General features: G+C 71.8%; 19 protein-coding genes and 1 pseudogene. 7 read left to right on the top strand and 13 right to left on the bottom strand.

Annotated features, from left to right (window positions below; all coding sequences use genetic code 11):
- Positions 1-56 precede the first annotated feature (56 nt).
- Positions 57-1,007: an SDR family NAD(P)-dependent oxidoreductase gene (locus ACFPCY_RS02000; RefSeq protein WP_378251804.1), complete on the bottom strand. Its 951-nt coding sequence runs from the start codon at positions 1,005-1,007 to the stop codon at positions 57-59.
- Positions 1,008-1,148: 141 nt separating this feature from the next.
- Here ACFPCY_RS02000 and ACFPCY_RS01995 point away from each other — a divergent pair, with 141 nt between their 5' ends.
- A complete protein-coding gene (locus ACFPCY_RS01995; RefSeq protein WP_378251803.1) occupies positions 1,149-2,006 on the top strand; it encodes a helix-turn-helix transcriptional regulator in 858 nt (285 codons plus the stop codon).
- A gap of 1 nt (position 2,007) precedes the next feature.
- The gene (locus ACFPCY_RS01990) at positions 2,008-2,913 is read left to right on the top strand and encodes a phosphotransferase family protein (RefSeq protein ID WP_378251802.1); all 906 of its coding nucleotides are present in this window, start codon (positions 2,008-2,010) and stop codon (positions 2,911-2,913) included.
- Here the strand turns inward: ACFPCY_RS01990 and ACFPCY_RS01985 are convergent.
- The gene (locus tag ACFPCY_RS01985; RefSeq protein ID WP_378251801.1) at positions 2,878-3,618 is read right to left on the bottom strand and encodes an arginase family protein; all 741 of its coding nucleotides are present in this window, start codon (positions 3,616-3,618) and stop codon (positions 2,878-2,880) included. The two genes, ACFPCY_RS01990 and ACFPCY_RS01985, sit on opposite strands and share 36 nt — an antisense overlap.
- Before the next feature lie 94 nt (positions 3,619-3,712).
- Here ACFPCY_RS01985 and ACFPCY_RS01980 point away from each other — a divergent pair, with 94 nt between their 5' ends.
- A complete protein-coding gene (locus ACFPCY_RS01980; protein ID WP_378251800.1) occupies positions 3,713-4,603 on the top strand; it encodes a LysR family transcriptional regulator in 891 nt (296 codons plus the stop codon).
- On the opposite strand, the gene ACFPCY_RS01975 is transcribed toward ACFPCY_RS01980, so the two are convergent.
- The 4 genes from ACFPCY_RS01975 to ACFPCY_RS01960 all read right to left on the bottom strand — a co-directional run bounded on the left by ACFPCY_RS01975 (position 4,579) and on the right by ACFPCY_RS01960 (position 7,719).
- Positions 4,579-5,499, bottom strand: a complete 921-nt coding sequence (locus ACFPCY_RS01975; RefSeq protein WP_378251799.1) for a GDSL-type esterase/lipase family protein — start codon at positions 5,497-5,499, stop codon at positions 4,579-4,581. The two genes, ACFPCY_RS01980 and ACFPCY_RS01975, sit on opposite strands and share 25 nt — an antisense overlap.
- Positions 5,500-5,673: 174 nt before the next feature.
- Positions 5,674-6,363 carry a right-handed parallel beta-helix repeat-containing protein gene (locus ACFPCY_RS01970; protein ID WP_378251798.1) on the bottom strand — a complete coding sequence of 230 codons (690 nt, stop codon included), beginning with the start codon at positions 6,361-6,363 and terminating at the stop codon, positions 5,674-5,676.
- A gap of 91 nt (positions 6,364-6,454) precedes the next feature.
- Positions 6,455-7,042, bottom strand: coding sequence for a TetR/AcrR family transcriptional regulator (locus ACFPCY_RS01965; RefSeq protein WP_378251797.1), 588 nt, complete (start codon positions 7,040-7,042; stop codon positions 6,455-6,457).
- A 44-nt stretch (positions 7,043-7,086) separates the two neighbouring features.
- The gene (locus ACFPCY_RS01960) at positions 7,087-7,719 is read right to left on the bottom strand and encodes an HAD family hydrolase (RefSeq protein WP_378251796.1); all 633 of its coding nucleotides are present in this window, start codon (positions 7,717-7,719) and stop codon (positions 7,087-7,089) included.
- Between the two features lie 28 nt (positions 7,720-7,747).
- Here ACFPCY_RS01960 and ACFPCY_RS01955 point away from each other — a divergent pair, with 28 nt between their 5' ends.
- On the top strand, positions 7,748-8,029 hold the full coding sequence (locus tag ACFPCY_RS01955; RefSeq protein WP_378251795.1) for a chorismate mutase: 282 nt from the start codon (positions 7,748-7,750) through the stop codon (positions 8,027-8,029).
- Positions 8,030-8,096: 67 nt separating this feature from the next.
- The gene (locus tag ACFPCY_RS01950; protein ID WP_378251794.1) at positions 8,097-9,005 is read left to right on the top strand and encodes a hypothetical protein; all 909 of its coding nucleotides are present in this window, start codon (positions 8,097-8,099) and stop codon (positions 9,003-9,005) included.
- 9 nt (positions 9,006-9,014) lie between these two features.
- On the opposite strand, the gene ACFPCY_RS01945 is transcribed toward ACFPCY_RS01950, so the two are convergent.
- Together ACFPCY_RS01945 and ACFPCY_RS01940 are read right to left on the bottom strand one after the other, a co-directional pair.
- On the bottom strand, positions 9,015-9,371 hold the full coding sequence (locus ACFPCY_RS01945) for a hypothetical protein (protein ID WP_378251793.1): 357 nt from the start codon (positions 9,369-9,371) through the stop codon (positions 9,015-9,017).
- Complete coding sequence (locus ACFPCY_RS01940; protein ID WP_378251792.1) at positions 9,368-9,982, bottom strand: hypothetical protein; 615 nt, start codon at positions 9,980-9,982, stop codon at positions 9,368-9,370. The genes ACFPCY_RS01945 and ACFPCY_RS01940 overlap by 4 nt, the downstream gene beginning before the upstream one ends.
- A gap of 374 nt (positions 9,983-10,356) precedes the next feature.
- Here ACFPCY_RS01940 and ACFPCY_RS01935 point away from each other — a divergent pair, with 374 nt between their 5' ends.
- On the top strand, positions 10,357-11,403 hold the full coding sequence (locus ACFPCY_RS01935) for an AurF N-oxygenase family protein (RefSeq protein ID WP_378251791.1): 1,047 nt from the start codon (positions 10,357-10,359) through the stop codon (positions 11,401-11,403).
- A 17-nt stretch (positions 11,404-11,420) separates the two neighbouring features.
- On the opposite strand, the gene ACFPCY_RS01930 is transcribed toward ACFPCY_RS01935, so the two are convergent.
- The 4 genes from ACFPCY_RS01930 to hutH are packed head-to-tail and all read right to left on the bottom strand — an operon-like array spanning position 11,421 to position 17,314.
- Positions 11,421-12,785, bottom strand: a complete 1,365-nt coding sequence (locus ACFPCY_RS01930; protein ID WP_378251790.1) for a formimidoylglutamate deiminase — start codon at positions 12,783-12,785, stop codon at positions 11,421-11,423.
- Between the two features lie 10 nt (positions 12,786-12,795).
- Positions 12,796-14,019, bottom strand: a complete 1,224-nt coding sequence (locus ACFPCY_RS01925; RefSeq protein WP_378251789.1) for an allantoate amidohydrolase — start codon at positions 14,017-14,019, stop codon at positions 12,796-12,798.
- A 35-nt stretch (positions 14,020-14,054) separates the two neighbouring features.
- The gene (gene hutU / locus ACFPCY_RS01920; protein ID WP_378251788.1) at positions 14,055-15,713 is read right to left on the bottom strand and encodes a urocanate hydratase; all 1,659 of its coding nucleotides are present in this window, start codon (positions 15,711-15,713) and stop codon (positions 14,055-14,057) included.
- A gap of 53 nt (positions 15,714-15,766) precedes the next feature.
- A complete protein-coding gene (gene hutH / locus ACFPCY_RS01915) occupies positions 15,767-17,314 on the bottom strand; it encodes a histidine ammonia-lyase (RefSeq protein ID WP_378252555.1) in 1,548 nt (515 codons plus the stop codon).
- A 262-nt stretch (positions 17,315-17,576) separates the two neighbouring features.
- Between hutH and ACFPCY_RS01910 the strand changes: the two are divergent.
- Positions 17,577-18,329: pseudogene (locus ACFPCY_RS01910) on the top strand (IclR family transcriptional regulator); the annotation flags it as partial.
- A 55-nt stretch (positions 18,330-18,384) separates the two neighbouring features.
- On the opposite strand, the gene ACFPCY_RS01905 reads toward ACFPCY_RS01910, so the two are convergent.
- Positions 18,385-19,311: an ABC transporter substrate-binding protein gene (locus tag ACFPCY_RS01905; protein ID WP_378251787.1), complete on the bottom strand. Its 927-nt coding sequence runs from the start codon at positions 19,309-19,311 to the stop codon at positions 18,385-18,387.
- Between the last annotated feature and the right edge of the window lie 24 nt (positions 19,312-19,335).

The following is a 19,335-nucleotide window of genomic DNA, read 5'->3' as shown; positions in this document are numbered from 1 at the left end:
CGTTCCGGCGAGCGACGTCCGGCGGGCGGCGGGCGGCGGGTGAGGCGAGCGGCGGGCTAGGCGGCGATGAGCTTCTCGGACAGCGTCCAGAGGCGGTCGGCGAGGTCCGGGTCGAGGATGCGCGGCAGGTAGTGGCCGTGGGGCGGGTCGCCGCCGGACGTCCAGGGCTCGGCGATGGCGCAGTTGTCCAGGTAGCGGCCGCCGATGCCGCCGAGTTCGGGGGCGACGGCGGCCCAGACCGGCGTTGCGGCGCCCTGCTCGACGGTCTTCCAGCCGGGCGGGGTGATGATGTTGCCGTCCGCGTCGGCCCAGCCGAGCTCGATCAGCTCGTCCCGCGGGATGTGGCGCTGCAGGTCCGTCATGATCATGCCGGGCTGGACGGCGTTGGCGGTGACGCCGGCGTCCGCCCAGCGGTCCGTGAGCCCCCTGGCGAACAGCGCGTTCGCGCTCTTGGACTGGCCGTAGGACTCCCACGGGTCGTACGGGCGGTGCCGGTAGTTCGGGTCGTCGAAGTCGACGTCGCCGCGCCGGTGCGCGCGGGACGAGAGCACGACGACGCGCGCGCCGTCCGCCGCGCGCAGCACCGGGTACAGGGCGGTGGTCAGCGCGAAGTGGCCGATGTGGTTGATCCCGAACTGCGATTCGAAGCCGTCCGCCGTGAAGGTGAGCGGCGTGGCCATCACCCCGGCGTTGTTCACGAGCAGGTGCAGCGGCTCGCCCCGGTCCAGCAGGCGGGCGGCGCACGCGCGCACCGACGCGAGCGACGCCAGGTCGAGCTCGGTGTGCTCGACCCGCGGGTTTCCGGTCTCGGCGGCGATCCGGCGGGCCGCGGTCTCGCCTCGGGCGGTGTCCCGGACGGCGAGCGTGACGCGCGCCCCGGCCGAGGCCAGCGCCCGCGCCGTCTCCGCGCCGAGCCCGGCCGCGCCGCCGGTGACGACGGCGTTCACACCGCTCAGGTCGTGTCCGGCGATGACGTCGGACGCCGTGGAAGTGCTGTCGAAGGTCATGTGTGGCTCCCAGTTCTGACGCGCCGGAGAACAGTGCGACGCCTCGATCGTGCCGAGCTCCGCCGCGCCCGTGGAAGGCGGCGGCGTTCCTGGCAGTGACACGGCTACCCGCGCGAGCCCGGTCGCTGGCAGACTGGATGAATGCCTTCCAGCAGCGCGCTCGGCGAGTTCCTGCGGGCTCGGCGGGCCCGTCTGCGCCCGTCCGACGTGGGGCTGCCGGCAGGACCCGGCCCGCGCCGCACGCCGGGCCTCCGGCGCGAGGAGACCGCCGCGCTCGCCGGGGTGAGCATCGACTACTACATCCGCCTTGAGCAGGGCAAAGAGAAGAATCCGAGCCCTGCCGTGCTCGACGCGCTCGGCCGCGCGCTGAGGCTGGACGCCGAGGAGCGCGCGCACCTCCTCGCGCTCGCGAACCGCGCCGCCGGACGCGTCGCCCCGCCCGTCCGGGAACGTCCCACCGTCCGGACGGGTGTGCTGCGCCTTCTGGAACGCGTCCGTCCGTGCCCGGCGTACGTCGTCAACCGCACCAGCGACGTGCTCGCGTCCAATCCGGAAGGGCTGGTGCTGTTCGCGGGCATGGAGGACTGGCCGCCGGAGCGCCGCAACACGATCCGCTACGTCTTCCTGCATCCCGCCGCCCGGGACGTCCTCGCCGACTGGGAGAAGGCCGCCGCGACCAGCGCCGCCCAGCTCCACAGCCTCGCCGCGACCGACCCGGACGACCCGCACCTCACCGCGCTGGTCGAGGAGCTCAGCGCCGATCCCGACTTCACGCGCCTGTGGAACCGGCACGACGTCCAGGCGAGGCGCTCGGACCGCAAGACGTTCCACCACCCGCGCGTCGGCGACCTGACCCTCGACTTCGAGATCCTCCACCTCGGCGAGGACCGCCAGCGCATGACCGTCTACCAGGCCGAACCCGGCACCCCGGACCACGACGCGATGGTCCTGCTCTCCCTCAGCACCACCGGCGACCAGTTCCGCACCCCGCACCCCTGACATGCCGTCCCCGCACCCCCGCCTCCTTGCCTGGGCTTCGCAAGCCGTCGGCGAGCCGTGCGAGACGGTCCGTCCCCTCGCGGGCGGCACGCACGCCGACACCTACCTGCTGCACACCGCGTCCGGTCCGCTGGTCCTGCGCGCCTTCCCTCCGGCGGACCGGGCGGCGGCCACCGAGGAGGACGTGCTGACCTCGCTGGACGACCTGGCGGGCTGGGTTCCCCGCCTCGTCGCCGCCGACCGCGACGGCTCGCGCGCCGGACGTCCCGCCACCTTGATCACCCTGCTGCCGGGCCGTGCCGACGTCCGGCCGCGCGATCCGGGCCAGGCCGCCACCCAGCTCGGCCGCGCTCTGGCCCGCGTCCACTCGGTGCGCCCCGCGCGGCTCGGTCACCTGCGTGACGGCCTGGCCGGGCCGCCCCGGCCGTCCGCCCAGAACCCGGCCGCGTGCATCGTGGCGGAGAACCTGAGCACCTTGACCGCCGAGCCGCGCGTGCTGACGCACTTCGATTTCTGGTCCGGGAACGTCCTCTGGGCCGGCGACGGCACCCTCACCGGTGTGATCGACTGGGCCGGCGGCTGCCTGGCTCCGCGCGGGTTCGACGTGAGCTGGTGCCGCCTCGACCTGCACCTTCTGCACGGCCCGGACGTCGCCGACGCGTTCCTGCGCGCTTACGAGCAGGCCGCGGGCCTTCCCGTCGCGAACGTCGAACTGTGGGATCTGTTCGCCGTCCGGAACTCCCGCGCCAGCGTCGGGAGCTGGGCGGGCAATTACGTCCCGCTCGGCCGGGACGACCTGACGCCCGCCGCGTTGCGCGCTCGGCATGCGGGGTGGGAGAAGCGTTGTCTGCGGCGGGTGGAGGGCGGCGCGTTACCGGGGGTGGGGCGTTGTGCAGAGGCGGACTAGTTCGGGGACGAGGGTCGTGAGGAGTGCGTCGTCGGCGGGGGTTGTGGGGGCGTATTCGGTGATGCCGAGGCCGACGACCTGGTGCCGGGACGCGAGGTGCTCGACCTGCGAGAGGAGTTCGGCGGCGGGCAGGCCGTCGGGTTCCGGGTAGCCGACCGACGTGAAGCCGTCGAGGACGTCCAGGTCGATGTGCACGTACAGGACGGCGTCGTCGCGGAGGTCGGCCAGGTCGCCCCATCGGGTGCGGTCGAGGAAGTCCGCCTCGGCCGGGTCCAGCGAGCGCACGCCGGAGAAGGCGACCTGGGAGGGGTGCAGCGGCGTGGAGGGCACCAGGTCCGGCGGGCCTTCGCCGAGCAGGGTGCGCAGGACCATCCCGTGGAAGGCTCCCGAAGGCGACGATTCGGGCGAGTTGAGATCGCCGTGCGCGTCGAACCAGACGACGGTGAGGCGGTCGCCGTGGAGGCGGACGGCGCGGGCGATCGGTTCGAGTTCGACGCCGCAGTCTCCCCCGGCCGTGACAGTCGGGCCGTCCCCGGGCAGGACGGCGCGGACGCGTGCGGCCGTCTCCGCCAGCGTCTCGCCGGTGGTCACCCTGACGTGCTCGCCGCCGGCCAGCGCCGCGACCCGCGCCGCGCCCTCGACCAGCTTCGGCGCTTTGGGAGAACGCGAGCCCTGCCATTGCGGCACCTCGATGACGGTGTACATCGTGTCCCCTTTCCGGTGGTCTGGCGGCAGTGTCGCGCGGGAAATCCTCCAAGGTCCACTTAGTGATCGTGGGCAGGACGGTAAGTTCCACTTGATGTTGGATCCCACCCGCCTGCGCCTCCTGCGCGATCTCGCCGAGTACGGGACGATGACGGCCGTCGCCGAGGTCACCGGCATGACGTCCTCGGCGGTGTCGCAGCATCTCGCCCGGCTGGAGCGGGAGGCGGGAGTGCGGCTGTTCCACCGCGCCGGGCGCCGCGTCGAGCTGACCGCGGAGGGGCATCGCCTGGTCGGGCACGCGCACACCGTCCTCAACGCGCTGGACGCGGCGGAGAAGGATCTTCGTGAGGCGGACACTCCGCGAGGCCCGGTGCACGTGGCCGGCTTCGCGACGGCAGCGGCGCGGTACCTGCTACCGGCCGTCCTCGCGGCGCGAGCCGAGCATCCGGAGCTGGACGTCGTGATCCACGAGCTCGAACCGTCCGACGCCGTCGCCGCACTGCGCGCGGGACGCGCCGATCTGGCGATCACCTACTCCTACAGCCTGCTCGCCGCCGCGCCCCCGGCGGGGCTGACCGCGCACCGGCTGACCCGCGAGCCCTTCCTGGTCGCCCTGCCCGGCGATCATCCCGCCGCACGCTGCGAGGCGGTCGACCTGGGACGGCTGGCCGCGGAGCCGTGGATCGTCGGTTCGCGCGGCACCGGCGACCACCGGCTCATCGAGCGCGCCGCGGCGCTGTCCGGCTTCCAGCCGGAGACCGGCCATTCGGCGGACGACTACCGGCTGATCCTCCAGATGGTCCGGCACGGGCTGGGCGTCGCGCTCGTCCCCGAGGGCGGCGCGGCCGATCCTCCGCCGGACGTCCGCCTCCGTCCCGTGGCGGGGCTTCGGCTGACGCGCGACATCGACGTGCTGACCAGGTATCCGACGCCCGGCGTCCGGGCCGTCCTCGACGCGCTTCAGCGGGAGGCGAGGTACTCGTAGACGGCTCGGTGGCCTTCGGCGTTGGGGTGCACGCCGTCCGCCAGGAGTCCGGGCGCGTCGCGGAGCGGAGGCCACAGGTCGAGGTGGTCGATGTGGTTTTCGGCGCACCAGGATCTCGTGACGTCGCGTAGGCGCTCGGCTCGGGCGAGGGTGTAGGACAGGCCCGGATAGTCGGGCGCGTTGGACTCGTCGAGCCAGATCGGGCCCGCGACGACGAGGCGGGCGCCGTGGTCGAGGGCGAGGACGGCGAGCTCCGACAGGTTCCCGGTGACGCTCGCCACCCACTCGTCCTCGGGTTGCGGACGGGCCGAATCGTTGATGCCCGCCGCGACGATCAGCGTGTCGGGAAGGCGCGGCGCGAGGAGGGCCGGAGTCTGCTCCCGGACGTCGGTCAGGGTGCTGCCGGGGATGGCGAGGTTGAAGACGCGGTGGTCCGCCTCGTTCGCGGCGATGTGCGCGGACGCCAGCCGGGCCGCCCAGCCGCCCGCCGGGTCGCAGCGCCCGTACGCGATGCTGTCGCCGACGATCACGATGCGGGCCGCGGGGCGCAGCGGGTTCGCGTCCAGGTAGGCCCAGGCGGTCTCGCCCGAGGTGAGCCGGACGCGACGGCGGACGTAGTCGTCGACCTCGTAGGCGTCGGCGGCGGCCAGGTCGTCGTCGGTGAGGTGCAGGACGGCGCCCTCGACGGCGGCGCCGAGCCGGCGGGCCAGGGTCAGGTGGACCTCCTGCCCGCTGGTCTCGATCACGGCCGGGTCGGTGATCCGCAGCGGCCGCGTCGTGTGGCCCGCGAGCGACGCCGGGGAGCTGGGCACTGCCTGACCGAAAAGCTTGTTCTGGACTCCCTCGTCCAGCAGCGTGCCGAAGGAGAAGAGGGAGTGGGGACGGGACTGGCTCACCGCGACCTTCCTGCCGGAATCGACCGGCTCAGCCTACCGATCACGCAGGGACGGAACGGACGCCATCGAACCCCACCACACTGCGCGGCGGTCGACCGAAACCGCCTCCGGGCGTCCGGGACACGGACGCCCGGCACGCGGACACCCGGGACGCGGACGCCCGGAGGCCGCCGGTCAGATCTTGCGGTTACCGCCGCCGTCCTTCACGCCGGCCGGGTGGCAGTAGCCGAACCTCGGCGGGCTGCCCTTGCCGCCCGAGAGCACCTTCACCTGCTTCGACGTGGTGAGGCGGTACCGGTTGTTCCTGAGCACGTTGCCCTTGCCGCACTTCTCCGAGCCGTACGGCGGCAGGTAGGCCCACTCGCTGAGCAGCGCGTACTTGCCCGAGTGGTGCATCGTGTTGGCGTCCACGGTGTTGTAGCTGCTCGCGTCGCGGACGCGCACCGGGTCGCCGGTGATGTAGGTGAAGGTGTTCTTCGTGATGCGGCTGCGCGACGTCCGGACGAGGTACACGCCGTGCATGTTCCCGGCGTTGCTGAGCTTGGTGAACGTGTTGCCGATGATGGTGATGCCGGTGGAGTCCTGCACGTGGACGCCGGCATAGCCCTTCGGCCCGCGCAGGTTCTTGAAGGTGTTCTTCGAGATGGTGATGTTGCGGGAGTTCTTGATGAAGATCCCGTTCTGGGCGTTCGCGAACGTGCGTCCGCTGATCTTCTTGTCGTGCTGGCCGTAGAGGCAGGCCTTGTAGACGCCCTTCTGGGCGCCTTTGCACTGGTAGGCGGCGGCGTCGGCCATGCCTGGGACGGCGAGCAACGCGGCGCCGGTGAGGGCGGCGGCGGTCGCGGGCAGGAGGATGCGGCGCATCGGTTCCGTCCTGTCGTCGGGTGCGGGTCCCGAGCGATCCTACGGAGATCAACTACGCCGGAGGTGTCCGGAAGCGGCCTTTCGGACGGCCTCAGCCCGCCACCGGGACGGCCGCGTTGATGAGCTGCTGGGCTGTGAAGTGCGCCTTGTCGACGGCGGCCTCGACGTTGCGCAGGGAGTTGGTGGAGATCGCGCCCTCGTAGACCAGCAGGAGCTGGTCGGTGAGCAGGCCGGGATCGGCGGCGCCGCTCTCCCGCGCGAGCTGCTCGACGCAGTCGCGCAGCGCGGCCTTGTAGGCGTGGACGACGGCGCGGGCCGGGTGGTCGGGCTCGGCCAGCTCGGCGAGGGCGTTCACGAACGAGCAGCCCCGGAACCGGGACTGGGACTCCGCCCACCCCTTCAGCGCGTCGAAGACGGCGAGCAGGCGGGCGCGCGGGTCGTCCCCGGCGTCGTCGATGGCGCGCTGCAACCGCAGCTGCCAGCGCGTCTCGCGGCCCTCCAGGTAGGCCATGATCAGCGCCTGCTTGCCGCCGAAGTGCTTGTAGAAGGTCATCCGCGCGACACCGGCCGCCTCGATCACGGCGTCCACGCCGGTCGAGTTGATGCCCCGCGCGTAGAAGAGCTCGTCGGCCGCGTCGAGGATGCGGCGGCGGGCCGGAGGGGTGTTCTCTTCACTCATCCCCCGAATGTATAGACCGTTCCGTCTACCATCAACCCGCGCCCTCACCGGACGAACGCCGCCAGCCGCGCGAGCGTCCCGCCGTTCCCGGCATGGACGTGCCCGCTCAGCCCGAGCGCCCGGGCGGCTTCCACGTTGGCCGGAGCGTCATCGATGAACAGGGCGTCCTCCGCCGCGACGCCCAGGCGCCGGAGCGCCGCCTCGAAGATGCGCGGATCGGGCTTCGCGTACCCGACGTCGCACGACAGGACGATCTCGTCGGCGAGGTCGGCCAGGCCGTCCCGCGCGAGGATCCTGCCGACCACGGGCCACGCGTTGCTGACGATCGCGACCGGGCCGGGCAGCCCCCGCAGCGCCGCGACCAGCTCCTCGTTCCAGCTCTCCCGCGCGCCCATGTCCCCGCGCAGGTCGGACAGCTCGTCCGGACGGAGCCGGAGCCGCTCGGCGACGACTCCCCACCACTCGTCCTCGTCCATCCGCCCGACCAGCACCGTCTCGTCGTTGCCCGCGAACACCGCCCGCAGCACCTTCCGCCGCGACGTCCCCAGCCGGACGGCCCAGTCCGCGATCACCTCGCGCGTCCGGTCCGACCGCAACACCCCACCGATGTCGACCAGCACCGCCCGCTCGCCGCTCCGCGCCGGGGACCGTGTCGACGATTCGTCCAACTGCGACATGCGTCCAGTCTGTGCCAAGATCGCCGGCATGGAGCCACGGTCACTGGACGAGGTGCGCGCCCGCATCGACGCGCTGGACGGCGAGCTGGTCCGCCTGCTCGCCGAACGCCAGCGCCTCGTGGAGGCCGCCGCCGCCTTCAAGACCGACGAGCAGGCCGTCCGCGCCCCGGACCGCGTCGAGCGGGTCGTCGCGAACGCCCGCCGCCGCGCCGAGGCCGCGAACCTCTCCCCCGCCGTCGCCGAATCCGTCTGGCGCGCCATGATCGCCGCGTTCATCGACCTCGAACTCGACGAGCACCGAACCCGCTGACCCCGCCCCAACGATCACGCCCGGCCATAATCGAGCCTGATCGTTACCACCGGGGAGGACGGGCTACGTGCGGCGGGTGCTGGCAGTGGGCTTCGCGCCCCAGGCGCTCTTCCTCACCTGCCTGCTCGCCCTGCTCCGCGCGCATTCCTTCACCGGCCACAGCGAGTGGCGTCGTGTCCCGCCCGCAACCGCCCTGACTGCGGTCGAGTTGCTGGCAACCATCTGCGCCACCGCCGGGCTGCTCGGCCTTCTCCTCGTCCCTTACCAGGTTCGGGCCGTCCGGGTGCTGGAGGGCTACTGGGACCGCTGGTCCCTTACGGCCCGCCTGGCCGACCTGCTGGTGGCCCGCCAGCACCGCCGCTGGCGCTCCCTCCGCGCGGCCGCTTCCCGAACTGCGTCAGGAGAGGCTCAGAGCCCCGGCGACCTGCGCCGGAGCGCCGACGCCGCCCGCCGGCTAGCGGCCCTGCCGGCCCCCGACGTCCTGCTCCCGACCGCGCTGGGCAATGCTCTGCGAGCGGGCGAGCTGAGCGCGGGTGAACGCTACGGCCTCAGCACTCTGGCGTCCTGGCCCCGCATCTACCCCCAGCTCTCCCGCCCGCTGGCGGACGCCGTCTCGTCGGCCCGCGACATGCTCGACGCCTCAGTCCACCTCTGCTACAGCCTCGCCGCCTGCACCGCGCTACTCACCGCGGGCCTGTACGACGAGCCCCGCACCTGGTGGCTCCCGGCCCTGACCGTGATCGCAACAGCCGTCGCCTACAAGGGCGCCGTCACCTCAGCCCAGACGTACTCCGGCCTCATGCACGTCGTCTACGACCTCCACCGCTTCGACCTGGCCCGCGCCCTCCACCACCCCCTCCCCGCCCGCGAAGACGAAGAAGAGATGTTCGAGCGATTGTCAGAAGCCCTCAAGGGCACTGCAACCCGCCTCCCTTACGACCACGGTCTTCGCGACGCGAATCGCGACGAATCGTGACGTTCGAGTTCAGGTGAGGTCGATGTTTTTGTCTCGAACGAGCTTCAGCTCCCGGGCGTACGCCTTCGAGGGGTGAGCTTTACTCGAACAGTATAGGTGAACAACGTCTGGGAGCACCGCGTAATCGCAGCGTGGGGCGTGATTCGCCGCTCCGTGCCTGTCCAGATACTGCCGGACCTGAACTGCGTCCGATTTCAACACCGCATGCCATTCGTCAAGCACGGCTTCGTCACGCCAATCCACCCTCTCGTACTTCTTATCCCTTCGGTCATAGGAGGCTGGACAGTTGGGGTCCGGACAATAGACGAATCGATCGGGCAGTGCCCCTGGATCCACTCCGGGCAGCACGTAAGTCGCCGCACTCATGAATTCTCCTCACTTGAAGAAGGAGGGACTTCTCGGACAATCATGCTCGGCGCTTCTTCACTCCTATCCTTCACTAGGCGATATCGGTGCCAGTAAAGATAAAGAACCCAACACGCTTCCAAGATAGTTCCGCCGAGAACGAGCGTGAAAGCGCCCCATCGCCAGCCACTCTCGCGCGTATCGGCCATCGGGACCAAGGCGATTGCCACACCCAACCCGAGGAAGAGCGCCCCTAGATTGAAGCACCCAACAGACCATCCTTTGTAGCGACACCCGTGCTTAAAATCCTCATCATGCCACGCGCAGTACACCGGATACATCAGACCACCATCGATGACCTCATTCTCCAGCCACTCCTCCATCTCCGCACGGGAGTACAAGAATTGCCGCGCGTGAAAATGCAGTTCAATGCTGGCGATCAGCAACAGCGATGCCAGCACCAGAGCGAGTAGCGTGACTCCCGGCCATCTAAAATATTTATCCTCGACACTGGCGACGATGCCGGACAACGTCAAAGCCGCCGCAGTGAGCAGCGGCGCCGCCACCGTTATCATATCCTTGCCAGCAGCAATGGCGCCGATCGGAGTCGGCTTTTCCAGGCGAGGCATCATGCCCTCCTTGACCGCCTACTCAGAACCGACTCTCGCCCGCATTCTTCATGAACGCCATGGACGGATGCGGCCATGAGGACCGCGTGGGGACGAGGGAGGCGCAACAGCTGCGAACCGTCGTCCCAGGCATGCCGCGAAGGAACTGACGTCACCGGAGCCGCCACGTCCTTTCCTGGGCTCCACCTGCGGAGATGGAGTTGGCCGGGATTGGACAACTGGACGGTAAGGGGTTGATTGCGCAGTTGGGAGGGGTGGCGGGGGTGACGGAGCGTTCACGAGCGGTTGACCGGGTGTGGTGAGGCTTCCTAGGTTGACCTTGAAAGAAAGATTCAGTCACGCCTGTTGAAGCGTCAAACATTAACCCCGAGGGCGGTATGACTGTCACGGATCTCGATTACGAGAAGGCTCTGCGAAGGCTGTCCAAGGCGTCCGTCGAAAAGCACTGGGAACCGTTCCGGGACATTCCGTGGGATGAGCCGGAGTACGCGATCGATCCGGAGGACCCGCGCTGGGAGCTGCCGAAGGCGGATCCGCTGTCGGCGCACCCGTGGTACCGGGCGCTGCCGCCGGAGAAGCGGGCCCGCCTCGGCCTGTACCGGCAGGCGAACGTCGCCAAGGTCGGGATGCAGTTCGAGAACCTGCTGAACAGGGGGCTGCTGGCGTTCGCCTGGCGGCTGCCGAACGGGTCCGCGGAGTTCCGGTACGTGTACCACGAGATGATCGAGGAGGGGCACCACGGGCTGATGTTCCAGGAGTTCGTCGACCGCAGCGGAACCGACGTCCCGGGAATGTCGCGGGTGTTCCGGTGGGTCGGCGAGATCGTCCCGGTGTTCGGCGCGGTCGCGCCCGCCCTGTACTTCTTCGGCGTGCTCGCCGGCGAGGAGCCCATCGACCACATGCAGCGCAGGGTGCTGCGCGAGGGAGAGGACGGGCATCCGCTCATCACCCGGATCATGGCCATCCACGTGGCGGAGGAGGCACGGCACATCTCCTTCGGACGCAGGTACATCCGGTACCACGTGCCGCGAATGGCCGCCCCTTCGCGGTTCCTCCTGAGCCTGGGGGTGCCGCCGACGGCGAAGGTGATGGCGACGGTCATCCTCACGCCGCCGCCCGCGATGGCGCGGACGTTCGGCATTCCGAAGAGCGTGATGCGGCAGGCGTACTGGGGGTCGGACGCGTCCAGGGAGACCATCGCGGACGCCGTATCCGGGCTGCGCGACCTCTGCCAGGAGGTCGGCCTCATCAATCCCGTCAGCAAGCGGCTGTGGCGGGCGCTCGGAATCTGGCGCGACGGGGCGGGGGCGTCGTCGCGCCAGAAGGGACCGTCCGGGTCGTCCGGCCGGGGCAGGCGTTCCGGGCAGCCGAAGGCGGGAGCCAAGCGGCGGAAGGTGGAGACCGCACCGCTGCCCGAGTACTGAGACCGGCCGCCCGAGGACTAGGTGGGAGGCGGCTCCTCCTCTCTGGTGACGGCTTCGATCGTGTCGCGGAGCAGCGCCGGGACGTCGGGGACGAGCAGGTGACGGCCGTCCTCGACGATCTGGCGGCCGGAGACGACGACGTGCCGGACGTCGGCGGCGGTGGCGGCGAACACGGCCGTCTCCGCCGCCAGGTCCGGGCCCGCGCCCGCGGTGCGGGGCGAGTCGAGCGCGATCGTGGTGAGGTCGGCGTACGCGCCGGGCTCCAGCCGGCCCGCCTCGGGCCAGCCGAGCGCGTAGTGGCCGTTCCAGGTGGCGGCGGCGAGGAGCTCGGACGCCGTCCAGTGGCCGCGGGCGCGGGTGCGGAGCCGCTCGTCCAGCTCGACGGCGCGGGCCTCCTCGAACAGGTCGATGACGGCGTGCTGGTCGGAGCCGAGGTTGATCGGGGAGCCCGCCCGGTGCAGGTCGCGGGCCGGGCCGATGCCGTCGGCGAGGTCGCGTTCGGTGGTCGGGCACATGCACACGCCGGTCATGGTCGCGCCGAGCAGCCCGACGTCCTCCGGCGTCAGGTGCGTGGCGTGGACGGCGGTGGTGAGCGCCCCGAGCGCCCCGCATTCGGCGAGCAGTCTCGTCGGGGTCATCCCGTACGTCTCGACGCAGGCCTCGTTCTCGGCCGGCTGCTCGGACAGGTGGACGTGCAGCGGCGCGCGCCTCTCCTTGGCCCACGAGGCGACGGCCCGGATCTGCTCCCGCGGGACGGCCCGTACGGAATGGATCGCGGCACCCACGCGCGCATGAGGACGGGCGTCCTTGTCGTTGTGCTCGTAGAGCGAGTCCACGCGCCGTGCCCAGTCCCCGGCGGAACCGTCGCCGAAGCGGAGTTGCGGGCCCGCCAGGGGCTGCCCTAGACCACCGGTCAGGTAGCAGGTGTCGAGCAGCGTGATGCGGATTCCGGCCGCGTCGGCGGCGGCGATCAGCGCCTCGCCCATCGCGTTCGGCTCGTCGTAGGAGCCGCCGCCGGGCTTGTGGTGCAGGTAGTGGAACTCGCCGACGCAGCTGATGCCGGCCAGCGCCATCTCGGCGTAGACGGCCGTGGCGAGCGCCTTGTAGGAGTCCGGATCGAGGCGGTCGGCGACCTTGTACATCGTCTCGCGCCACGTCCAGAAGGTGCCGCGGTCGGCTTGGACGCGGCTTCGGAGGGCTCGGTGGAAGGCGTGGGAGTGCGCGTTCGCCAGGCCCGGGAGGGTGAGGCCGCGCAGGCGCGGCGTGTCCGGCGGGGCCGGGACGCCGCTGCTGATGCTGGTGATCCGCTCGCCGTCGGCCTCGATGAGGACGTCGGCGGCGACGTCGTCTCCGAGCCAGGCGTGCTCGGCGTGCCATCGCATACCGGTGTACCTACCCCCGTACCAGGTCGGCCAGTACCGAGGCGAGGGCTTCCACGCCCGCGAGGCAGTCGTCTGTCTCCGCGTGTTCGGCGGGGGCGTGCGAGACGCCGGTCGGGTTCCGGACGAACAGCATCGCGGTCGGCAGCACGGCCGACAGGATGCCGGCGTCGTGCCCGGCCCCCGTGGGCAGGACGGGCACCCCGCCGAGGGCCCGCACGCCGCCGAGGGCCTTCACCACCCGGTCGCGCAGCTCCAGGTTGAAGTCCACGACCTCGGTGTAGGACTCCTCGGTCAGCTCGACCGAGACGCCGTGCCCGAGCCCCGCCGCGCGGGCGTGTTCGAGCACGTCCGAAACCGTCGCGCGGACGGACCGTTCGTCCGGCCCGCGGCTGTCGAGCCACGCGGACACCGCGGACGGGATCGCGTTGACGCCGCCCGGCACGATCCGCACCTTCCCGATCGTCGCGACGCTGTCGTGCCGGTCGGCCGAGGCCCGCGCGGCGAGGACGGTCGAGGCGAACGGCAGCATCGGGTCGCGCCGGTCGATCAGCCGGGTCGTTCCGGCGTGGTTGCCCTCGCCGGTGAAGTCCAGCCGCCACCGGCCGTGCGGGATGATCGCGGACGCGACGCCGACCGGCGTCCCCGGCGCGAGCGCGCGGCCCTGCTCGACGTGCAGCTCGACGTAGCAGCCGATGCGTCCGAGCAGGTCGTCGTCGCGTCCGATCCCGGCGGGGTCGACGCCGTTCTCCTCCGCCACGGCCGCGTACGTCAGCCCTTCGCCGTCGGTCAACGCGCGCGCACGGGCCGGGTCGATCGCGCCGGAGAGCAGCCGGGAACCGAGGCATGCGACACCGAACCGCGCGCCCTCCTCCTCGGCGAACACGCCGACCCCGAGCGGACGGTCCGGTTCGATCCCCCGCGCGCGCAGGAGGTCGATCGCCGCGAACGCCGACACGACGCCGAGCGGACCGTCGAACGCCCCGCCGCCGGGCACCGAGTCCAGGTGGCTCCCGGTCAGGACGGCGCCGTCGCGCCGTCCCGACGACGGGTACCACCAGGCGAACAGGTTGCCGTTCCCGTCCGGCTCGACGTCGAGTGAGCGGGCGCGGGCCTCGTCGAGGAACCAGGCGCGGCACTCCAGCTCGGACGGCGTCCACACGAAACGGTCGTAACCGCCGGTGGCGGCGCTCCGTCCGACGGGCAGCAGCGCCGCCCACATCTCCTCGAAACTCAACCCGTTCTCCTCAGGAAGGGATCGGCAGGGCGGGATCAGTTCTCGCGCATCGGGATGCGGACGCCGCGCTCGGCGGCGACCTCCTCCGCGCGCTCGTAGCCCGCGTCGACGTGGCGCATGACGCCCGTGCCGGGGTCGTTGGTCAGCACCCGCTCCAGCTTCGCGCCGGCCAGCTCCGTGCCGTCCGCCACGCAGACCTGGCCCGCGTGGATGGAGCGGCCGATCCCGACGCCGCCGCCGTGGTGGATGGACACCCAGGTGGCGCCGGACGAGGTGTTCAGCATGGCGTTGAGCAGCGGCCAGTCGGCGATGGCGTCCGAGCCGTCCTTCATGCCCTCGGTCTCGCGGTACGGGGACGCGACCGAGCCGCAGTCCAGGTGGTCGCGGCCGAGGACGATCGGCGCGGAGATCTCGCCGCGCGCGACGAGGTCGTTGAACACCGCGCCCGCCTTGTCGCGCTCGCCGTAGCCGAGCCAGCAGATCCGCGACGGCAGGCCCTGGAAGTGGACCTTCTCCCCCGCCATCTTGATCCAGCGCGTCAGCGGCTCGTTCTCCGGGAACAGGTCGAGGATCGCCTTGTCGGTGCGCGCGATGTCCTTCGGATCGCCGGACAGCGCGGCCCAGCGGAACGGGCCCTTGCCCTCGCAGAACAGCGGCCGGATGTAGGCGGGGACGAACCCGGGGAACGCGAACGCGCGGTCGTAGCCCGCCGTCTGCGCCTCACCGCGGATCGAGTTGCCGTAGTCGAAGACCTCGGCGCCCGCGTCCATGAACCCGACCATGGCCTCGACGTGCTTCGCCATCGACTGGCGGGCGCGGTCGGTGAAGCCCTGCGGGTCCTTGCCGCGCTCGGCGTCCCAGTCCTCGAACGCGATGCCGGACGGCAGGTACGCCAGCGGGTCGTGCGCGCTGGTCTGGTCGGTGACGATGTCGATCGGCGCGCCCCGGCGCAGCAGCTCGGGGACGACGTCGGCGGCGTTGCCGAGCAGCCCGATCGACAGCGGCTCGCGCTTGTCGCGCGCCTCGACGGCCAGGCGGAGCGCCTCGTCCAGCGAGTCGGCGCGCACGTCGCAGTAGCGGTGCTCGACGCGCCGGTCGATCCGGGACGGGTCCACCTCGACGCAGATCGCGACGCCGCCGTTCATGGTCACCGCGAGCGGCTGCGCGCCGCCCATCCCGCCGAGCCCGGCGGTCAGCGTGATCGTCCCGGCGAGCGAGCCGCCGAACCGCTTGGCGGCGACGGCCGCGAACGTCTCGTAGGTGCCCTGGAGGATGCCCTGCGTGCCGATGTAGATCCACGACCCGGCGGTCATCTGCCCGTACATCGTGAGGCCCTCGGCCTCCAGGCGGCGGAACTCGTCCCAGTTCGCCCACTGCGGGACGAGGTTGGAGTTCGCGATCAGCACGCGCGGGGCCCACTCGTGCGTGCGGAAGATCCCGACCGGCTTGCCGGACTGGACGAGCAGCGTCTCGTCCCCGTCGAGGGACTCGAGCGACCGGACGATCCCGTCGAAGGAGTTCCAGTCGCGGGCGGCCTTGCCGGTGCCGCCGTACACCACGAGCTTGTCGGGGTGCTCGGCGACCTCCGGGTCCAGGTTGTTCTGGATCATGCGCAGGGCGGCCTCCTGCGGCCAGCCCTTGGCGGTGGTGAGCTGCGTCCCGCGCGGCGCGCGGACGGGACGGGGACCGGACATGAGGGAACTCCTCGGAGAAGACGGGTCGCGCGCGGAGTCGCCGCGCGCGGGATTCAGGACAGCGGGCCGGTGACGGACTCGGCGGCGGCGACGAGCGAGCCGTCCCGCACCAGCTCGACGGCGGCGGCGATCTCGGGGGCGAGGTGGCGGTCCGGGCCGGGCCCGGGCACGCCGCCCTCGCGCAGCCTCGCGACGACCGCGCCCGTCGCCGGGCCCGGCCGCAGCGGGGCGCGCAGCTCCAGCGCGCGGGCCGCCGCCATGATCTCGATCGCGACGACCTGGGTCAGGCCGTCCACGGCCTTGCGCAGCTTGCGCGCGGCGTTCCAGCCCATGGACACGTGGTCCTCCTGCATCGCCGAGCTCGGGATGGAGTCGGCGGAGGCCGGCACGGCGAGCCGCTTCAGGTCGCTGACGATCGCCGCCTGCGTGTACTGCGCGATCATCAGGCCGGAGTCCACGCCGGGGTCGTCGGCGAGGAACGGCGGCAGGCCGAACGAGCGCGCCTTGTCCAGCAGCCGGTCGGTGCGGCGCTCCGACATCGACGCGACGTCCGCGGTCGGGACGGCCAGGAAGTCCAGCACGTACGCGATCGGCGCGCCGTGGAAGTTGCCGTTGGACTCGACCCGCCCGTCCGGCAGGACAACCGGGTTGTCCACGGCCGAGGCCAGCTCGCGGGACGCGACCAGCTCGGCGTGCGCGAGCGTGTCGCGGGCCGCGCCGTTCACCTGCGGGGCGCAGCGCAGCGAGTAGGCGTCCTGGACGCGGGTGCAGTCCGGGCCGCGGTGCGACGCCATGATCGCCGAGTCGGCGAGCAGCGCGCGCAGGTTCGCGGCCGAGACGCCCTGGCCGGGGTGCGGGCGCAGCGCCTGGAGGTCGGCGGCGAACACGCGGTCGGTGCCGAGCAGCGCCTCCACGGTCATCGCGGTGGCGAGGTCGGCGGCGGTGAGCAGCTTGTGCAGGTCGCGGATCGCCAGGACCAGCATGCCGAGCATCCCGTCGGTGCCGTTCAGGAGGGCCAGGCCCTCCTTCGCGCCGAGCGTGACCGGCTCGATCCCGGCCTCGGCCAGCGCGTCCCTCGCCTCGCGGAGGTCGCCCTTGGCGTCCCGGACCTGGCCCTCGCCGATCAGCGCGAGCGCGCAGTGCGCCAGCGGCGCGAGGTCGCCGGAGCAGCCCAGGCTGCCGTGCTCGTGGACGATCGGCGTGATGCCCGCGTTCAGCAGCGCCGCGAACGCCCTCGCCGTCTCGGGCTGGACGCCCGTCCGGCCGGTCGCGAGGGTGTGCAGGCGCAGCAGCATCAGCGCCCGGACGACCTCCCGCTCCACCTCCGGGCCGGACCCGGCGGCGTGCGACCGGACGATGTTCAGCTGGAGCTGGGCCCGCAGCTCCGGGGCGATGTGCCGGGTCGCGAGCGCCCCGAACCCGGTGGAGACCCCGTAGACGGGCGTCGGACGGGAGGCCAGCTCCTCGATCGCGGCCCGCGACTCGGTGATCGCCTTCAGCGCCTCGTCGGTCAGCGCGACCCGCGCGCCGTCCCGGGCCACCGCGACGACCTCGTCGAAGGTCAGCGGTTCCGGTCCGACCTGGATGTTCGTGTCCCCCATGCCGAAACTCATACCCCCATTGCAGCGCCCGGACCGTTCCGGAACGACCCGCGCGAACGCCGTACTGTCTCACATACGAGACAATGGGCCGGTGACCCCGAATTCCGCGGCGCCCGACCCTCCTCCCGGCCGAGATCCCGGACCCGCTCTCGGACCCGCCCCCGAAGCCGCTCTCGGTTCCGCCCCCGATGCCGCTCTCGGTCCCGGCCGGGCCGATACCGCGGGCGGTACTGCGCGCGCTGCCGCGGGCGGTGGCGGGCAGGTTCCGGCGGCGCGGCGGGCGCTCGCCGTGCTGCGCCTGCTCGCCGAGTCCGCCGGGCCGCTGCCCGCCTCGGCCATCGCGCGCGAGCTGGGCCTGCCCCGGTCGTCCACCTACCACCTGCTGACCGCCATGGCCGGGGACGGCTTCGTCTCCTACGTCCCCGAGGACCGCCGCTGGGGCCTCGGCGTCGCCGCCTTCGAGATCGGCTCGGCCTACCTGCGGCACGGCCCGCTCGAACGCCTCGCCCGGCCGCTCCTGCGCCGCCTGGTCGACCGGACCGGCGACGTCGCCCAGCTCGGCGTCCTGCACGGCGCGGAGACCCTCTACCTGCTCAAGGAGCAGCCGGCCCGGCGCCAGGCCACCCTGGTCACCGACGTCGGCGTCCGGCTGCCCGCCCAGCTCACCGCGAGCGGCCTGTCCATGCTCGCCCACCTGCCCGCCGCGCAGGTCCGCGCCCTGTTCCCCGGCCCGCTGGTGGACCGCACCGGCCGCGGCCCCGCCTCGCTGCGCGAGCTGCGGCGCGTCCTCGCCGCCGACGCCCGGCGCGGCTGGTCCGCCGAGGACGGCCAGGTCACCGAGGGATTCGCGTCCATCGCCGCCTGCTCCTTCGACCACACCGGCCACCCCACCGCCGCGATCACCGTCACGTTCCGGCGCGAGACCCGTCCCGACGACACCTGGCCCGACCTGGCCGCGGAGGTCCGCCGCACCGCCGCCGACCTCACCACCCGCCTCGGCGGCCGGACGCCGTGAACGCGATGAAAAAGGCCCGCACGACGATCGTGCGGGCCTCTTCATGAGAACGGCGTCAGGAGGCGATTCCGGCCTTCTTCAGCCAGTCCTTGGCGACGTCGCGCGGCTCGGCCTTGTCAACGGACATCTTGGAGTTCATGTCCAGGAGGTCCTGGGTGGTGAGCTTCGCGGCGATCGCGTTCAGGACGCCCTGGGCGTCCGCGTTCACCTTGCTGCGGTAGATCAGCGGGGTCACGTTCTGCGCCGGGAAGACGTTCTTCGGGTCCTCCAGCGCCACGAACCCGTTCTTGGTGATCGCGGCGTCCGTGGAGAAAAGGTTCGCGGCCTGGATCTCGCCCTGCTTCAGGCGCGCCACCGTGATGGGACCGGCGGTGTCCAGGGACTTGAACTCCTTGAATTCGATCCCGTACTTCTCTTTGATTCCGACCAGGCCGGAAACGCGGGTCTTGAACTCCGACGGGCCGCCGAAGACGATGCTCGACGCGACCGGCTTGAGGTCGGCGATGGTCTTCAGGTGGTCCTTGTCGGCGGTCGCCTTGGTGACGACGACCGAGTCCTTGTCCTCGGCCTTCGCCGAGTTGAGGATCCCGAGCGAGGACGGCAGCTTCTGGCCGAGGGCCGCGTTCACCTCCTCGGTGGTGGCGGCGGTCGCCTTCGGGTCCACGTGCAGCAGCAGGTTGCCGTTGTACTCGGGGACGATCGCGAGCTGGCCGGACTGGATGGCCTTGTAGTAGGCCTCGCGGGTCCCGGCGACCTTGGTCTCGGCCTTCAGGCCCTTGGCCTTGAGGGCCTGGGCGTAGACCTCGCCGAGGGCCTGGCTCTCGGGGAAGTCGGCGGTGCCGATCACGAGGGTGCCGCCGCCCCCGCCCCCGCCGCCGGACGAGCCGCCGAGCGGGTTCTTGTCACCGCCGCCGCCCCCGCAGGCCGACAGCGCCAGCGCGCCGACGAGCAGCACCGCGGCGCCGCGCATCTTGGAGAACATCGAACAGTCCTTTCGCAGGAACTT

Origin of the sequence: Actinomadura gamaensis (genome assembly GCF_042652125.1) — a bacterium.
Taxonomy (GTDB): Bacteria; Actinomycetota; Actinomycetes; order Streptosporangiales; family Streptosporangiaceae; genus Spirillospora; species Spirillospora gamaensis.
This window is presented reverse-complemented; position numbering and strand designations above follow the sequence as displayed.

What these genes read in the sequence shown, in the direction of transcription:
- ACFPCY_RS02000 (WP_378251804.1), bottom strand. Translation starts at nt 1,007, where the DNA reads ATGACCTTCGACAGCACTTCCACGGCGTCCGACGTCATCGCCGGACAC.
- ACFPCY_RS01995 (WP_378251803.1), top strand. Translation starts at nt 1,149, where the DNA reads ATGCCTTCCAGCAGCGCGCTCGGCGAGTTCCTGCGGGCTCGGCGGGCC.
- ACFPCY_RS01990 (WP_378251802.1), top strand. Translation starts at nt 2,008, where the DNA reads ATGCCGTCCCCGCACCCCCGCCTCCTTGCCTGGGCTTCGCAAGCCGTC.
- ACFPCY_RS01985 (WP_378251801.1), bottom strand. Translation starts at nt 3,618, where the DNA reads ATGTACACCGTCATCGAGGTGCCGCAATGGCAGGGCTCGCGTTCTCCC.
- ACFPCY_RS01980 (WP_378251800.1), top strand. Translation starts at nt 3,713, where the DNA reads ATGTTGGATCCCACCCGCCTGCGCCTCCTGCGCGATCTCGCCGAGTAC.
- ACFPCY_RS01970 (WP_378251798.1), bottom strand. Translation starts at nt 6,363, where the DNA reads ATGCGCCGCATCCTCCTGCCCGCGACCGCCGCCGCCCTCACCGGCGCC.
- ACFPCY_RS01965 (WP_378251797.1), bottom strand. Translation starts at nt 7,042, where the DNA reads ATGAGTGAAGAGAACACCCCTCCGGCCCGCCGCCGCATCCTCGACGCG.
- ACFPCY_RS01960 (WP_378251796.1), bottom strand. Translation starts at nt 7,719, where the DNA reads ATGTCGCAGTTGGACGAATCGTCGACACGGTCCCCGGCGCGGAGCGGC.
- ACFPCY_RS01955 (WP_378251795.1), top strand. Translation starts at nt 7,748, where the DNA reads ATGGAGCCACGGTCACTGGACGAGGTGCGCGCCCGCATCGACGCGCTG.
- ACFPCY_RS01945 (WP_378251793.1), bottom strand. Translation starts at nt 9,371, where the DNA reads ATGAGTGCGGCGACTTACGTGCTGCCCGGAGTGGATCCAGGGGCACTG.
- ACFPCY_RS01940 (WP_378251792.1), bottom strand. Translation starts at nt 9,982, where the DNA reads ATGATGCCTCGCCTGGAAAAGCCGACTCCGATCGGCGCCATTGCTGCT.
- ACFPCY_RS01935 (WP_378251791.1), top strand. Translation starts at nt 10,357, where the DNA reads ATGACTGTCACGGATCTCGATTACGAGAAGGCTCTGCGAAGGCTGTCC.
- ACFPCY_RS01930 (WP_378251790.1), bottom strand. Translation starts at nt 12,785, where the DNA reads ATGCGATGGCACGCCGAGCACGCCTGGCTCGGAGACGACGTCGCCGCC.
- hutU (WP_378251788.1), bottom strand. Translation starts at nt 15,713, where the DNA reads ATGTCCGGTCCCCGTCCCGTCCGCGCGCCGCGCGGGACGCAGCTCACC.
- hutH (WP_378252555.1), bottom strand. Translation starts at nt 17,314, where the DNA reads ATGGGGGACACGAACATCCAGGTCGGACCGGAACCGCTGACCTTCGAC.
- ACFPCY_RS01905 (WP_378251787.1), bottom strand. Translation starts at nt 19,311, where the DNA reads ATGTTCTCCAAGATGCGCGGCGCCGCGGTGCTGCTCGTCGGCGCGCTG.